The sequence below is a fragment of the Bacillus cereus group sp. BfR-BA-01383 genome, assembly GCF_022663495.1.
GTDB lineage: Bacteria > Bacillota > Bacilli > Bacillales > Bacillaceae_G > Bacillus_A > Bacillus_A cereus_AU.
This window is the reverse complement of sequence record NZ_JAKUFP010000004.1, coordinates 1-14,750: the sequence shown is the minus strand read 5'-3', so window position 1 is coordinate 14,750 and position 14,750 is coordinate 1. Positions and strand designations below refer to the sequence as shown.

The window sequence follows — 14,750 nt, the reverse complement described above, 5'->3', positions numbered from 1 at the left end:
ATTGTAGACCGTACACTTCTTTATCGCTATATAAACGGATATAATTAAGACTAGAAATAGCATAAGGGGAAACAAAAAATGAATAAATTACGAACACCTAAAAGTGAAATTATAGAAAGAAAAGTCCGGTATGACTCGACAATAGTAGATCACAATTGCTTAATACTTGAAAAGAAATCTCAAAGTATCATGTTATTTCATGAGGTTCAGTATTCATTTACGATGAATACAAATGATTCGAGTTTAACAATCGCGAAAGGAAGTTATACAATTGCATACTACTGGGAAAATCGTCCGTACAATTTATACATATGGAGAGATAAGAAGGGAATGTATTTAGGCTCTTATTTTAATATTGTAAAAAATACGCACATAACAGACGAACTAGTGTCGTTTGAAGACTTAATTATTGATATTTTGGTACTTCCAAGTGGCGAATACTATATATTAGATGAAGATGAATTACCTGAGCCCTTAGAGAGTTTTGAAGGTGGCTATGTGGATGAAGCTCTTTATGTATTAAAGGAAATAATTCAAAAGTCGCTTCCTCAAATGATTGTAGAGACAGAAATGGTGCGGCTAAAATAAAGTTTAATCGATTTGAAAAGAGAATACGTGTTTAATGAAAATGAGTAGTCTCAAGTTATATGATCTAAATACAAAATGGAAAAGAGAACGTATTAAAAAAGTATTAAATACATTAGGACATAAAGAGCCTGAAATAAATGATACAGACGTCATGATAAAAAAGCTAACGGAAGTAAAGTTGAAATAAGAAAATAAAATCGTTGGTGAAATGATAGCTGATGCATATGCTTTAAAAAAGTAGTGAGAAATAAAAAAACCACAAGTTTTTAAGCTTGCGGGTTTTCATCGTAAACAATTAATAAATATGGTAAAATTAAGAGGTAACTTATGGTACGGTTGGTTGTTCAATTATCACTTCTCCGAGTAGGAGGGGGTGATAATACATGAGTGAAATTGCGTTGCTGCTGCAAGGTGGACTGTTTCTCGTTGCATTGTTAACGTTTATTGTCGTCTTAATAGACAAGCTCAAAAAATAACAACCCACCTATGCCTATAGAATGTGGGTTGTTGTGTTTGTACGAAACAAATAGGATAAATGGACAATCCAATCTGCTAAGTTACGTGGACTAGTGTGTAGCCGCACACTAGTCTTTTTTATTTATATACAGTTTTTAATTGTTTTATGAGATTGTATTATTCTTTTCATACTCATTATAACACAGTGTCTTTTTATGAAGAAAGGAGACCATACGTTCTTATATGGATTAAATAGAGTGTGTAGTTTCTTTAAATAGCCCATCCATATACTGTTTTAAACTTTGAATATAAAATTCCTGTTTATTTACACTGTTTACTCCGACAATTGGTGATGGAAGTTCATATCTCTTTTCTGATAAATGAACGACAACGTCAAAGATATCAAACAGACGAATGAAACAGAACAGGCCATCTTTATCGCTTAGTAAAATAAAGTAATGGTTATCACTCTTTGTATTTAATGTATTCCATAAAGAACTTTTGCTTAAGTCACGTACAATACTCTTTTCTTTTAATTCCATGAAATCGGCGTTTAATAGAATGTTAGAAATATCAATTGCATCTTGATCTTCAAAATAGCCATCAATTGTTTGTACAGCGAAAGTATAAGCCATTTTTAATACGCTCATTTTGTATTTACGGTTATCTAAAAGTAATTCACGTTGAATAGAGCTAGCTACTTTTGTTACACGTTCTTCTTTCCAAATTTCATTATGTAATGAAATATCGTGCTTTTTACATAGTTTCATAATTAATGCATTGGAATAAAGTATTTCATCACTTACTTCAATAACATCTGTCTCAGCCGCCGCAAGTTCCTCGCCATGTTCATTCGTATAAAGAGGAGAGTCGATTTGTTTTTTCATTTGCTCAATCTTATATTGACTTAATTTATGCCTAATTAAAGGACGATCAATATTTGTTGTCATATGTTCATGACAAGTATCACAAATTGAGTTTGTGAAATAATATCCACATAATATTTCTGGGACGACATATTGTTCACTAAGTTCTTTCGTATCTTTTCTGCAAATGATGCATTGTGTCATATTTATCACCTTTACCTGCAAATTTGTATGTAATCTCATTGTAGTGTATTTATTGGCATTTTGGAATATTGTTAAGGAAAATATTATGTGAAATTCATGTTTATTTTGGTACAATATAGAGAAGTGCTAGTTTAAAGGAGGACGTTTTTTTGAAATCGAAAGTGCACTTTTGGACATTAGAAGTGCTGATGGTTGTAGGGATTATATTTATTTGCACAAAAATATCGTTTCTATTTCAACCAATTGGTATCTTCATATCAACATTATTTTTCCCAATTTTAATCGCGTTATTTTTATACTTTGTATTTAACCCTTTGTTAGTCTTTTTAGAGAATAAAAAAGTTCCTAGAAATTTAGCGATTTTACTACTATACCTTTTTATTATCACATTAGGTGGGGTTGCTATTGGAGTAGTCGTTCCAACCATCTCACAACAGTTAATGGATTTAGTAAAAAATATGCCAACTTACATAAAAGAGGGGAAAATATACATACAAGAGTTATCCCATCATAGATTTTTTGAATGGATATCTACACAAAATTATGTTTCCATTGAAACAATTGAAAAAAATGCGATTGAATCTTTAAAGGAAATTCCAAACACAATTACGTCGAGTGCAACCGCTGTATTTGGTATCATCACGAATGTTGCGTTAGTTATATTTACAGTACCGTTCATATTATTTTATATGTTTAAAGATGGACATGCCTTTCCAGGGAAAGCAGTTAGTCTATTACCTGAGTCTTACCGAGAAGAAGGACTTCGTATCATAAAGGAAACGAACGAAACATTATCTGCATATATTCAAGGTCAAGCGCTCGTTTGTTTATTTATCGGTGCCTTTACATTTACTGGTTATTTAATTATCGGTTTACCGTATGCTTTCGTTTTAGGGATTATCGCAGCATTTACAAATATCATCCCGAACTTAGGTCCATTTATCGGTGCAGCACCAGCTGTCATTGTAGGTCTGTTCGTATCTCCGATGCAAGCATTGTACGTAATAATTATCGTAACAATTGTACAGCAGTTTGAAAGTAACATTATTTCACCGCGTATTATGAGTTCAAAATTAAATATCCACCCGTTAACAATTATTATTTTAATTTTAGGGGTGGGTAACTTTGCGGGAATTATCGGGATGATTTTAGCAGTGCCAGTTTATGCAGTAACAAAAACGGTTGTTTCGAACTTAGTGAGATTGTTTAAGACGAAACGAAATAATCGAAAATAGTAATTGTTGAGAAAGATACACCGCTTTTTAAGTGGTGTATCTTTGTTTGTAAATCAATATTTAAAAGTGTACTAATATAGTTTTAATATATATTTTTTACATATCAAATTCAACGGTAATCCTGTGTGATACGATCCCTATAAAACTATGTGGAATCCCTCTGAACTATCCAAATCATTTCTTTACACCGTGCTATCAACATCATAATCGACTCCTTTCAATTTTTTATATTTAAACGATTATAGGTGAGTGTAGTATTTGCTTCTACGATCACGAATTTCATCAATAATTTGTTTATATTGTTGCTCTTGTTTTAATTCATTTTGAGATATCGTTTCTTTTTGAATCGTAATAGTTAAAAAGAAAAGGTGAAACTTCATAAGTGAATTCCTCCTTTCAAATCGGAATTACAGATGACTACAGTAATGGCTTTGTCTTTCTTTTACATGATCCATAGCCTGATTAATTTGTCGTTCATGAAGTATTTCAGACTCAGAAAATTTATTTTTTTGAATGGTAATGGTTAAGAAGAATACTTTAAATTTCATTGGATTTTTGCTCCTTTAGTATTTATTTAGAAAAGATGGTTGTAAAAAGAGGATTGCAGCTCTTTTACTTCGTCCATAGTATTTTGAACGTGTTGATCGTGTAAAACTTCATTTTGTGAAAGCTTACGTTTTTGAATGGTAATGGTTAAAAAGAATGCTTTAAATTTCATTAGATTTTTGCTCCTTTAGTATTTATTTAGAAAAGACGGTTGTAAAAAGAAGATTGCAGCTCTTTTACTTCGTCCATAGTATTTTGAACGTGTTGATCGTGTAAAACTTCATTCTGTGAAAGTTTACGTTTTTGAATAGTAATGGTTAAAAAGAATGCTTTGAATTTCATTAAGATATTGCCCCTTTAAAATATATTTTTAACACATTTGTGTATAGTACGTGCTTCTAATGTCAGTTAATTTATCAGTTGTTTGTTTTAATTGTTGTTTACGAATAATTTCATCTTCAGATAATGTTTTTTTCTGAAGTGCAGTCGTAAAAAAGAAAATATGAAAAGCCATAGACGAATTCCTCCTTTCGAAAAGGAATTACAGGTGATCACAATACAGCACTTGGCGCTCCTTAACATCATTCATAGCTTTTTCAATCTGCTTATTATGAAAAATTTCAGTTTTGGAAATTGTATTTCTTTGAATCGTAATACTTAAAAACAATACGCTAATAGTCATCGAATGTTGCTCCTTTCTTTAAAAAATAATGTAAGAGACTAAAAAATCGCACAAAAAAGCCACAGGAAGATATAGTTCTCCTATGGCTAGGCGTGAAAAAGCCACAGGAAAGTATACGACCTCCTGTGGCGAATTTATGAATTAATAGAAATAAAGTACGATTTTCAATTCTCCGCTAGGGTGGTCGAATTCATATTTAATTGTCCGAAAAACACAGGTGCAGTTAACGCTAAAATTAAAGCATGTAAATGTAATTTCATCATAGTATTCGACCTCCTTTTAGAATATTTTTCTTACGTTAGTAATTATATACAATTAATGGATAATTGTAAACATGAAAATTGAAAATTTTTAATTTTGATTAAAATGCGTATATATTAAAGGGTATTTGAAAAGAAGTATTGTAATTAACGAAATATCGATAAAAATGGGGGATGTTAAATGAAATATATGCATCATAACATGCTCGTTATGCTAACAATTTTTTTATTTATTACTGCTTGTTCTAACGGAGAAAGAATAAAAGAAATAGATGATGTTGGATCTGGAGATTTTAAGAAATATGCTGGGACATACGTTGGAAATAATTCAGATGTGGTTGCGATTGTTACAAACTTACCTGGTGGTGAAACATTTCAAAGCTTAAGTTTAGAAAATGAAAATATAAAAGTGAAATATGGTGCAAAGGAGAATGGAAATCTTACAGAAGATATGCTAGAGACATATTGGTTTGATGGGAAGGATACGATGAAAAAAAACTTCTTCTTTAATGTTATGTATTTTGCAGTTTTAGTGCCGAATGCAAAAGGCTATGAGCTTCAAGTAGAAAATAAAAGTTTTACGATAAAGAGAGAAGAATTATTATCAATCTTGTATGAAAAATTTGATGATTTTCCAAAAGAAGATGATGTATGGGATAAAAATAAAGTGGGAAAGTTCCTTAGTGATAATAACGAAAAAATGAAAATGCTTGTGAATGATAAAGATTTTCGGGAATTTTTATTTGCTAAATATCCAGTACAGCAGTTGAAAGAGAGTCATTCTTAAACGAATGATTCTCTCTAATTACTGTATTTTTATGTATTGCACTATTAATATTTTGGCGTCGTTATCGTTCTATGCATAAGCCAATAAAGGGAACGGGAAAACGTATTTTGTGGCCGTTACTATTTTTAACACCGGGTATTTTATTGTTTTTTGGTCCAGTACACCCAGCTATATTACAAGTGAGCATAGCAATATTAATTGGGATAATTTTTGCAGTACCACTTATAGTTTTAACAAATTATGAACGAAGAGAAGATGGAAATATTTACACGAAAAAAAGCGTAGCCTTCCTCATTACTTTTATTGCGCTTGTTATTTTAAGATATGGTTCAAGACAATATATTGTTGATGTAGATCAACAAACGATTGGTTTATTATTTTACGTCGTTGCAGTATCGTATATCATTCCGTGGAGAATGGCTTGTTATATAAAATTTCGTAAAGTTTGGCGGAAAAATAATAATCATGCTATGTGAAAACTTCTCATTTGAGAAGTTTTTTATTTTTATCCCGCATTTACGCGCAGTAAAACCCCCACTGATTAAAGTTTCATTTTATATGTAAGCAAAATAATTTGTTGAAGTGCAAGCTGACATACAATATGATAAATATAAAAAATTAAGGGGAAGTAGAGGATATAAAAATGCGTACAATTTTACTTTTTCTAAATAACATGTCCATCAATGAAATAGAGAGTATTAGACAAAAGCATGATCCTTTATTCGGACTAATCCCACCGCATATTACAATTGTATTTCCATTTGAAAGTTCGATTTCAAATGATGAGCTGAAATTACATATTTTGAATGTGTCAAAAGGGATACAGAGTATAGAAATTGAATTTGCGAATCAAATTACGAGTGAAGGAGAATATTTGTTTTTACGAGTTGAAAAGGGTAAAGAACAAATAGAAGAACTACATGATATCCTGTATACAGGACTATTATCACAATTTTTGGAAGGGGACATTCCGTACATACCGCATGTAACAGTAGGGAGAAAAGAATGTGCCGAGCGAGCTGTGGAAGTGGTTAATGATATTCCTAGTTTTCATGAGAAGTTAAATTGTGTAATTAATAGAATTAGTGTAGAACGTATTGGGGAGAGCGGAGAGTCAATTATTGAATTTGAAGTACTATTGCAAAAAAGCTGACACAAGTCAGCTTTTTTAATTCGTGACATGAAGCAAAGCACCAATTGCACCGCTGTAACCATCATCTTGTAGGAAGACTGGTATTTTGTTTTGATATTCTGTATAGCTACTTATAATTCTTTGAAGATGTCCGTTATTGCATAGAGTAGAACCGATGTAAATAATATGGTCAATATTTTTAGCTTCGGCGAATTGAAGGCTTAATGCAGTAACAACTTCACCTACAAGTCCTTGAATGGTAGCAAGTATATCTGAGCTATTAAAATGTGATTCTGTAATGGCTACTTTCCCGAAATTGCTAGCTGTTAAGCTATTATCAATGGGGGAGAGAATACCGTCATAAATATCTCCAACCGTAATATCTAAATCTTTTCTAGAGCCTACTTTTGTTAGAGGGATTACATCTTCAAACTGATCAATATTTGTTAACAGTTTTGAAAGCCCCATAATTGTACCACCACCAACTCCAGTTCCACCGGCGCGAACATATTGCTTGTCATGAACGTAGTGAATAGATGTACCTGTACCGATATTTGTTAATACAAAATTATTGATAGTTTGCTTTTCTTTGTTTAGGATATAGTGCACACCTGTTATAGTAGCATCGAATTCATTTAATGTTACTGTTTCATATGAATCCGAAAGTAGATCTTGCAATTGGGCCGCTTTACCACCTGTAATGCATAATTTTGTAATGAATTTGTTTTGATGAAGCCATTCTTTAATCTTTTGATGGTCATATGAATAAAATTTCTCAAAAGATATTTTATTCTCTACGTTATAGTAAACAATTTTCGTTAATGTTCCTCCAGCATCAATCCCGATAGCACGCTGCATTTTTCTACTCCTAACTATGTGTTGTTTAATCAGCTTGATAAATTAATAGTTTCTCCACTGTAACAATTAGTTGATCGTTAACAGTTGCAGTTCCTTTGCCGAGAATAAAACCTCGTCGGTTACGTGTTAGCTCATAATGTAAATCAAGTTTATCACCAGGATACGCATTTTTATGAAATTCTACCCCATCTAAAGAGGAGAGGAAGCCAAGCCCTTCAGATTCACCTGTACTTACAAAGGCACTAAGTTGAGCCAGTGCTTCTACAATAAGCATATGAGGCATATATCTTTGATTGTCATTAATAAACCACTCGTTATTTGTGATCAGTTTGTATCCTGTAGCTGACTGTGATTCTTTAACGTTTGTAATTTTATCAATCATTAAAAATGGATAGCGATGGGGAAGAGTATCTTTAATATTCATAGCGTACCTCCAGGAATAATAATACCCCTGCTAAAGTTAAGCAGGGGAGTTATTATTAATTTTTAACTAGTTCCTCTACTTTTTCAATAGAGAAAATACCACTGTTTTTAATGTTTTCAACTGCTTCTTGTAATACTACTTTATCTTGAACAAGTGCAATACGTACAAAACCTTCGCCGTGAGGACCAAATGCATGGCCTGGTGTGACAACGACATTTGCACGATCCATCAGTGCATAAGCGAACTCTAGAGAAGTCCATCCTTTCGGAATTTCAGCCCAAACGAACATACTGCCAGCTGGTTTATCGACGTTCCAACCAAATGTTCGGAATCCATCGACTAAAGTATCTCTACGTTCTTGATAAATACCGCGGTTTTTTTCACAAAATGCAGCGCCATTTCTAAGCGCAGTACATGCTGCTTTTTGAATTGGTAAAAACACACCGTAATCTGTATTAGACTTAAATTGCGTAAGCGCGCCGACAATTTCTTCGTTACCAATCATATACCCAATACGGCTACCTGCTAAACTATAACTTTTAGATAAAGAGTTAATTTCAACGCCAACTTCTTTTGCACCAGGTACAGATAAGAAGCTAATTGGCTTTTGGCCATCAAAATAAAATTCAGCATAAGCAAAATCATGAACAACGATAATATTATGTTTTTTCGCGAATGCGATTACTTCTTTAAAGAAATCTTCATGAGCCATTGCTGGAACTGGGTTCCCTGGGAAGTTCAAAATCATCATCTTCGCGTTATCGGCGATTTCTTCAGGAATAACTTCTAAATCAGGTAAGAAATCATTTTCTTTCTTTAATGGCATGTAGTAAGATGTTGCACCGGCCATTTGAATACCTGTTTCATAAGCTGTATATCCTGGATCAGGAACTAATATTATATCTCCAGGATTTGCATAAACCATAGGTAAATGAACGAGTCCGTCTTGTGAACCCATTAATAATAAAACTTCTTTTTCAGCGTTTAATATAACGTTATGAGTGTTGTTGTAATATTCAGTTACAGCTTCGTGAAATTCTTGTATACCTGCTAATGTGTATCCATAGCTTTCTTTTTCACTCGCCGTATGTACCAGTGCTTCTCTTACGAAGTCAGCAGGAGGCATATCGGGATTCCCGATACTTAAATCGATCATTTTATGACCTGCTGCAATTTTCTCTTTTTTATAGGCCCCTAATTCACTAAAAATAGAAGATTGGAATGCTTTCATTCTAGTTGCTAACGTGTAAGTCATTAAAACCCCTCCTAAAAACTGTGTTTTCTTTCTGCGTTTTTAATTATTCTGAAAACACATGTTTATATTTTATCATTTTTTTATGAAAATTAAAACGATTGACAAATTTAGAAGGAGGATTAGAATATTATATATTTCTTATAAAACAATTAAGATGTTTTATAATTTTTGTTTATAATATCTCGGATATTTTGTATTAAAAAGAATACGAACACCAAACCTAGTATCCCGCTAAGCCAATAGTATGAATTCCCTGTAGTGAATTTTTCATAGAATGAAATAGCATTCCATAGAATAAGGATTACGGAACAAACTGTTGATATAATTAAAGAACTTAAGCTCCTCAAAAAAAGCACCTCACAATAAAAAGTATTTATTAATTAATTTTATATTATAATTAAGGGATTTAAAAGAGAATATATTTTTAAGAAAGCATCTAAAGTGAAAAACCGCAAAAATATATTTTGCGGTTTTGTAAAATCCCTATAGTTAATCACTTGTTTTTTTATATGTACATATTTTTTCAGCATTAGTAAAATATACATTTAATTTATTATCGACAATTTTTAAAGATTGATCCGATGTAAAGGAGTTACCATAATCAATGTGGTATACGCTAGAGTTATTTACAAACGAACCTTTATATAAATCTTCTTTTTTATTTGTCGTTTGCATTTCCACTAAATTTTGTACAATTTCTACTTTCTTTTCCTCTTTTACAATTGTTTCAAATTTATAAGATACAGGACATTCCCCATTTTTATTGTCAACGATTTCCCAAGAACCGTATATATCATTATTGCTGCACCCACTAAGAAGAATGGCGAGTATAGGAGATATTAATAGAAATTTTTTCATTTTGTGCTCCTTTCGTATGTAATGCTTATAAAACGTACGATATGAATATTGTAAAAAATAAAGTTTAAATTTTTATAAAGAATTACTAAATTTCACATAAAAATTGGGAAAAGCGATGGGGAAAATAATAGGCATGGATCTAGCGTGATACTAGAATTCATGCCTAACAGTATACTTTTTGTTATGATTTTTTGGGGATTAATGTAGAGGAAAGAAGGATGATTATTCCATTTAAAATATATATACCTGAAATAATGAAGGCCAAGGTAGCTGATCCAAACCCACCTTTATCAAATATAGAAGCGAAGGTCAAAGTGCTGAAAAAGACTAAAGGAGTTAATAGTAAGAATACAAAACCTGCCACAATTCTTCTTTTAAAGCTATGTTGAGATAGGGAAATAGCTAAAAAATTAATGATGCCAAACATAATAATATCAAAAAGAAAAATAATAAATAACTGCATACCATCAGACATCTTTGAACCCCCTTTTTATAGATAATATGTTATATAATGTATTCGCAAGTAAGATGGTTTACTCCTTTAAACATTTTCGATAAACGTAATAAATGGGATTATTATAAAACAAAGAGGCATGGGCCAGTATAAAACTGAATCCATGCCTAAGGGGGTTATACTATAAATTCGCAGATTGCGAAGGTTGTTTTTCATATTGTTTCTGTTTTGATAAGGAAATAAAAATAATTAACAAGGAAATGACCCCGAAAATTAAGACCATGTACTGTAATCCAATCGTGTCTAAGAAGAAGCCAGTGCCGAGTAATACGATTTGGAACATAACCCTCTCAAACATATTACGAAACGAGAAGAGACGTCCGTGATAACTTTTTTCTACTTTCGTTTGGAAGATTGTCGACATTATTGGGAAGAAACAGCCAACACTAAATCCAAATAAACCAAATGATACAAGAGCCATCCATTTTACATCGCTAAAGAATAGCGAAAGGTGTGCGAACGCAGTACAAACTGCGAAGAAATATAGTAACTTTTCAGGTTTGAAATGATCAGATAGACGTTTAATAACGAAGGCACCTAGCATAAATGCGACACCTTCAATTGTATATATGAATCCTTTAATCGTTGGATCATGTTGCATTTCGCTAATATTAATAACCATTAAATTAAACCCAGCTATAAATAACAGAGGGATAATACTTAATATAAGTGCTGTAAAAGCAATAGGAATTCCTTTTAAAATACGAAATACTTCCATAAAGCTATTATCTTTTGCAGTTTGTTTACTTGGCGTTGTTGATTTCTTGTCTTCGAATTGTAGGAAGAAAGTTGAGAGGAATAATAAAGCGTATGCTGCCATTGAGAAGGCATACATATACTGTAAACTCATTACAACTAAAAGAATTCCACCTAGTGAAGTACCTGCAATACGAGCGATTGTACCTACATTCATATGTACACCGTTCATCTGTAATAACTCATGCTCACGTACGATGAGTGGAATTACAGATTGTAATGCAGGGAAATAAAATGCTGCTGAAATTTGCAGTGCTATCATAAATGCAATCATAAAGGCGATACTTTCATATTGAATAGCGAAAAACATAAAAATAACACTTAAAACCCGACCAAAGCCAGCATATAGAAGGATTTTCTTCTTTTCATACTGATCGATGACACGGCCAGCCATAGGACCAACTAGAACACCTGCTAATAGTCCGATAAATAATATAACTGATTTCATGAAATCAGAAGGGACATATTTTTGCATGAATTCAAGGTTACCAAGTATACCAAGCCATAATCCTAGACCAGCAATAAACTCCCCAATAAGAACAATCCAAACGTTTTTATTACGCCACATAATGTAAAACCTCTCCGTCTTTTAAAATGAAAAACCCGTATATAAAACCTCCTTATTTATCCGTTATTTTTTAACGTGCTTTTTTTAGAGTCAGAGTCTATATTACGTGTTTCATTAGTGGATTTCAATTTTTTTGATTTGTGAAAAAATCACTTTGTTAAGTACTGAAATAAGCAATTCAAAATGTAAAAAAACTTATGCTTAAATACCAATTGATAGTAAAGATAAACATAGAAAAAATAAAAAAGCAAGAACGTATATACTACGTCTCGCTTTTTTGAAATACAAAATTAAACAATAAATTTACTTAGCAACACTTATGATCTTGTCCAATAGCTAAACCGCTAAAAGATAGTGGACCAACGACGGCACCACTAGTAAGGTTTTCTACAGTTAAAGAATATTCGTGAGTCCCGCAGCTAACATTTTGATCTATAGCTTGAAATGTTTGCGCGTAAAATTGCTCAGAATCTGTAGATTCAATTCCTACTTGAGCGTTGAAGATTTCTGTATTGTCACGGAAAATTCGGAATAAAACTTGTGAAATCTCAGTTATACCTTCAACTCCAACTGTAGCGATTAATTCTACTCGATTATTACGTGAATCTCTTCTTGAAATTTTTAATTTAATATTAGCTAGAATTGCTTTGTGTGGGGAATGGGGAATTACAAAAGTTGTTTCATTCGTTTTACTTATAGGTTGAGTAGCTTGGTAATCAATGATATGAGTCATATTCGTACCTCCTCATATACTAAAATATGAAGATAACGATGAATTAGCTTGGACAAATACTAGAATATTTTAAGAGAATAATCGAGAATGATTGTTAAAAAAGAAAAACGTATAAAAGCATCAAGAATGTATCATGCTTATACGAAATACTTCTTGATGCTTTTAATACTCTAGGCAGAAAATTCTTCTTTACGTACTTCGAAGAATTCATTTCGGCGTAAGTAATTATACGTTTTTTCTGAAACTTCTTCCTCCTGAGATACTAAAAAACGACGATCAAAAGCATAGAAGGATTGACCTTTAATTAATTTTACGTAATATATTTTAAACGCCTCCTCTAATAGAATTATGACTTACCTCATATTATGATGGCTTATATGTCTGTTAAAAATACTTGGAGTTTTAAAAGGGATAAGTGGGGAAATGAAAGAGCTTACAAATTTGTAAGGTTTGTGTCATCTTTTCCGATAGTTTCAACTAATCAATTGCTACTATACTACAAATAAGTTCCATAACATAAGGGGGTAAAAAGATGGATGAAGTAATTGGAGAAGTTGTAGCTGGGATTTGTGAATTTGTAGTTGAAGTAACGGCAGATGCTATAGGTAACTTAGTGTCAGGAAATGAAAAAGAGGAAAAAGAAACTTTATAAAAGGATTTAAGTTAAAAAATGGATTTTTTATATGCTTAGCTAAACTGTGAGATACGTTTTCACAGTTTTTTATTTCTCTTTTATAGAGGATTATATGTCATACATCTAAAAGAGGAATTGAAAATATGAAAGAGAACTTATTAATTAACTGAATCGTATATGTAAATTATAATAGAAAGAAGATGATAAAATGAGTAAAGAAGAGCTTGTCAAAAAACAGTTTGGTAGTAATGCAGAAAAGTATGTAAAAAGTAAAATACATGCACAAGGACCAGATTTACAATATGTAGTTCAACAAATTGAAACTCGTCAAAATACTCGGCTTCTTGATATTGCTACTGGTGGCGGACATGTTGCAAATATATTAGCACCTATGTTTGAAGAGGTAGTTGCACTTGATTTAACAGAAAAGATGTTAGAAAATGCACAAGGTTTTATAAAGCAGAATGGCCATGAAAATGTGTCCTTTGTAGCAGGAAATGCAGAGAAATTACCATTTGCAGATCATTCTTTTGATACAATTACATGCCGGATTGCAGCACATCATTTTACAAATCCTTCACAATTTATTTTTGAAGTAAATCGTACGTTAGAGGATAAAGGGCTATTTATATTAATAGATAATGTCTCACCAGAAAATAATGAATTTGATACTTTCTATAACTTTATAGAAAAGAAACGAGATCCGAGTCATGAGCGAGCTTTGAAAAAAACAGAATGGATTACGTTATTGGAAAAAAACGGTTTACAAATGCAGTCATGTTTCACCTTTGATAAAAAGTTCGATTTCGACTGGTGGTGTGACATGATGGACGTACCGATGCAAAAACGTGAAAAGTTAACAGAGTGTATGATGAAAACACCAAACGAAATGAAAGAATACTTTCATATTCAATTTAAAAATCATAAAGTAGAGTCGTTCTATACTCAAATGGCAATGTTTATATGTAAAAAAAGTACAACGTTAAAAAGATAAATATGTTGCAGTCTTTTCGAAGTACGATATACTTAGTACAGAGAAAATGAGAATTGAGGAATAGTAATAATGATTCGCTTACGTATAGAAGGAACTGAAGAAGAAATGCTTGAATTTATGGAGAAAATGCCGGACATTCCTGGATTTGAAAAAACACATATGAGAGAACCTAGAAGAGGGAATAATCCAAAATATGATTCCAGTAAAAATGTACTAGCATATTTATCTTATAAAAAGATTGAAGTCGCCAATGAAGTGAACCCTGAAAACGGGACACCTATTAAAACACCTAAACCATCTGTTCCCTAAATTCTTTAGGGGATAGGTGGTTTAATTTTTCTTGAATTCGCACACAATTGTAGTAATGAATGTATTCTAGCACAATCTTTCGCACAGTTGT

The 14,750-nt window shown here is 32.0% G+C and carries 23 protein-coding genes and 1 pseudogene; 8 read left to right on the top strand and 16 right to left on the bottom strand.

Annotated elements, in window-relative coordinates:
• Window positions 1–78 precede the first annotated feature (78 nt).
• Both MR065_RS05610 and MR065_RS05605 read left to right on the top strand, forming a co-directional pair.
• Window positions 79–588 carry a ribonuclease FAU-1 family protein gene (locus MR065_RS05610; RefSeq protein WP_242212786.1) on the top strand — a complete coding sequence of 170 codons (510 nt, stop codon included), beginning with the start codon at window positions 79–81 and terminating at the stop codon, window positions 586–588.
• A 383-nt stretch (window positions 589–971) separates the two neighbouring features.
• Entirely contained in the window at window positions 972–1,064 is a 93-nt protein-coding gene (locus tag MR065_RS05605; protein ID WP_001289319.1) for a putative holin-like toxin, read from the top strand.
• A gap of 228 nt (window positions 1,065–1,292) precedes the next feature.
• Here MR065_RS05605 and MR065_RS05600 read toward each other — a convergent pair whose 3' ends face one another.
• On the bottom strand, window positions 1,293–2,114 hold the full coding sequence (locus tag MR065_RS05600) for an HNH endonuclease (RefSeq protein WP_242212785.1): 822 nt from the start codon (window positions 2,112–2,114) through the stop codon (window positions 1,293–1,295).
• A 149-nt stretch (window positions 2,115–2,263) separates the two neighbouring features.
• Between MR065_RS05600 and MR065_RS05595 the strand changes: the two genes are divergently transcribed.
• Window positions 2,264–3,349, top strand: a complete 1,086-nt coding sequence (locus tag MR065_RS05595; RefSeq protein ID WP_242212784.1) for an AI-2E family transporter — start codon at window positions 2,264–2,266, stop codon at window positions 3,347–3,349.
• A gap of 239 nt (window positions 3,350–3,588) precedes the next feature.
• On the opposite strand, the gene MR065_RS05590 is transcribed toward MR065_RS05595, so the two are convergent.
• The 6 genes from MR065_RS05590 to MR065_RS05565 are packed head-to-tail and all read right to left on the bottom strand — an operon-like array spanning window position 3,589 to window position 4,577.
• On the bottom strand, window positions 3,589–3,729 hold the full coding sequence (locus MR065_RS05590) for a YrzI family small protein (RefSeq protein ID WP_000668496.1): 141 nt from the start codon (window positions 3,727–3,729) through the stop codon (window positions 3,589–3,591).
• 27 nt (window positions 3,730–3,756) lie between these two features.
• The gene (locus MR065_RS05585; protein ID WP_088229390.1) at window positions 3,757–3,897 is read right to left on the bottom strand and encodes a YrzI family small protein; all 141 of its coding nucleotides are present in this window, start codon (window positions 3,895–3,897) and stop codon (window positions 3,757–3,759) included.
• Between the two features lie 26 nt (window positions 3,898–3,923).
• The gene (locus tag MR065_RS05580) at window positions 3,924–4,067 is read right to left on the bottom strand and encodes a YrzI family small protein (RefSeq protein WP_242212783.1); all 144 of its coding nucleotides are present in this window, start codon (window positions 4,065–4,067) and stop codon (window positions 3,924–3,926) included.
• Between the two features lie 26 nt (window positions 4,068–4,093).
• The gene (locus tag MR065_RS05575; protein WP_088229388.1) at window positions 4,094–4,237 is read right to left on the bottom strand and encodes a YrzI family small protein; all 144 of its coding nucleotides are present in this window, start codon (window positions 4,235–4,237) and stop codon (window positions 4,094–4,096) included.
• 28 nt (window positions 4,238–4,265) lie between these two features.
• The gene (locus tag MR065_RS05570; protein ID WP_242212782.1) at window positions 4,266–4,409 is read right to left on the bottom strand and encodes a YrzI family small protein; all 144 of its coding nucleotides are present in this window, start codon (window positions 4,407–4,409) and stop codon (window positions 4,266–4,268) included.
• A gap of 27 nt (window positions 4,410–4,436) precedes the next feature.
• On the bottom strand, window positions 4,437–4,577 hold the full coding sequence (locus MR065_RS05565) for a YrzI family small protein (protein ID WP_242212781.1): 141 nt from the start codon (window positions 4,575–4,577) through the stop codon (window positions 4,437–4,439).
• A gap of 441 nt (window positions 4,578–5,018) precedes the next feature.
• Between MR065_RS05565 and MR065_RS05560 the strand changes: the two genes are divergently transcribed.
• The 3 genes from MR065_RS05560 (at window position 5,019) to MR065_RS05550 (ending at window position 6,777) form a co-directional block, all read left to right on the top strand.
• Window positions 5,019–5,624, top strand: coding sequence for a DUF4825 domain-containing protein (locus MR065_RS05560; protein WP_242212780.1), 606 nt, complete (start codon window positions 5,019–5,021; stop codon window positions 5,622–5,624).
• Window positions 5,625–5,641: 17 nt separating this feature from the next.
• Window positions 5,642–6,100 carry a cytochrome c biogenesis protein CcdC gene (locus tag MR065_RS05555; RefSeq protein ID WP_242213031.1) on the top strand — a complete coding sequence of 153 codons (459 nt, stop codon included), beginning with the start codon at window positions 5,642–5,644 and terminating at the stop codon, window positions 6,098–6,100.
• Between the two features lie 167 nt (window positions 6,101–6,267).
• Window positions 6,268–6,777 carry a 2'-5' RNA ligase family protein gene (locus tag MR065_RS05550; RefSeq protein WP_242212779.1) on the top strand — a complete coding sequence of 170 codons (510 nt, stop codon included), beginning with the start codon at window positions 6,268–6,270 and terminating at the stop codon, window positions 6,775–6,777.
• A 15-nt stretch (window positions 6,778–6,792) separates the two neighbouring features.
• Here the strand turns inward: MR065_RS05550 and coaW are convergent, their stop codons facing one another.
• The 8 genes from coaW to MR065_RS05505 form a co-directional block, all read right to left on the bottom strand.
• A complete protein-coding gene (coaW, locus tag MR065_RS05545; RefSeq protein ID WP_097903765.1) occupies window positions 6,793–7,614 on the bottom strand; it encodes a type II pantothenate kinase in 822 nt (273 codons plus the stop codon).
• 25 nt (window positions 7,615–7,639) lie between these two features.
• Window positions 7,640–8,038 carry a 3-hydroxyacyl-ACP dehydratase FabZ family protein gene (locus MR065_RS05540; protein ID WP_097903764.1) on the bottom strand — a complete coding sequence of 133 codons (399 nt, stop codon included), beginning with the start codon at window positions 8,036–8,038 and terminating at the stop codon, window positions 7,640–7,642.
• Window positions 8,039–8,093: 55 nt separating this feature from the next.
• Window positions 8,094–9,293: an LL-diaminopimelate aminotransferase gene (locus MR065_RS05535; RefSeq protein WP_242212778.1), complete on the bottom strand. Its 1,200-nt coding sequence runs from the start codon at window positions 9,291–9,293 to the stop codon at window positions 8,094–8,096.
• A gap of 489 nt (window positions 9,294–9,782) precedes the next feature.
• Window positions 9,783–10,151, bottom strand: coding sequence for a hypothetical protein (locus MR065_RS05525; protein ID WP_242212777.1), 369 nt, complete (start codon window positions 10,149–10,151; stop codon window positions 9,783–9,785).
• A gap of 181 nt (window positions 10,152–10,332) precedes the next feature.
• A complete protein-coding gene (locus MR065_RS05520) occupies window positions 10,333–10,626 on the bottom strand; it encodes a hypothetical protein (RefSeq protein ID WP_242212776.1) in 294 nt (97 codons plus the stop codon).
• A gap of 160 nt (window positions 10,627–10,786) precedes the next feature.
• The gene (locus MR065_RS05515; protein WP_242212775.1) at window positions 10,787–11,989 is read right to left on the bottom strand and encodes an MFS transporter; all 1,203 of its coding nucleotides are present in this window, start codon (window positions 11,987–11,989) and stop codon (window positions 10,787–10,789) included.
• Between the two features lie 307 nt (window positions 11,990–12,296).
• Entirely contained in the window at window positions 12,297–12,722 is a 426-nt protein-coding gene (gene exsC, locus MR065_RS05510; protein ID WP_242212774.1) for an exosporium protein ExsC, read from the bottom strand.
• A 170-nt stretch (window positions 12,723–12,892) separates the two neighbouring features.
• Window positions 12,893–13,045 carry a YqbF domain-containing protein gene (locus MR065_RS05505; RefSeq protein WP_097903855.1) on the bottom strand — a complete coding sequence of 51 codons (153 nt, stop codon included), beginning with the start codon at window positions 13,043–13,045 and terminating at the stop codon, window positions 12,893–12,895.
• 519 nt (window positions 13,046–13,564) lie between these two features.
• On the opposite strand from MR065_RS05505, the gene MR065_RS05500 reads away from it, so the two are divergent.
• On the top strand, window positions 13,565–14,350 hold the full coding sequence (locus MR065_RS05500) for a class I SAM-dependent methyltransferase (protein WP_242212773.1): 786 nt from the start codon (window positions 13,565–13,567) through the stop codon (window positions 14,348–14,350).
• Window positions 14,351–14,419: 69 nt separating this feature from the next.
• Window positions 14,420–14,605 (top strand): annotated as a pseudogene (locus MR065_RS05495) (DUF3970 family protein); the annotation flags it as partial.
• 34 nt (window positions 14,606–14,639) lie between these two features.
• Here the strand turns inward: MR065_RS05495 and MR065_RS05490 are convergent.
• Window positions 14,640–14,750 (bottom strand): IS3 family transposase (locus tag MR065_RS05490; RefSeq protein WP_242213029.1); only part of this gene is annotated, 111 nt, incomplete at its 5' end.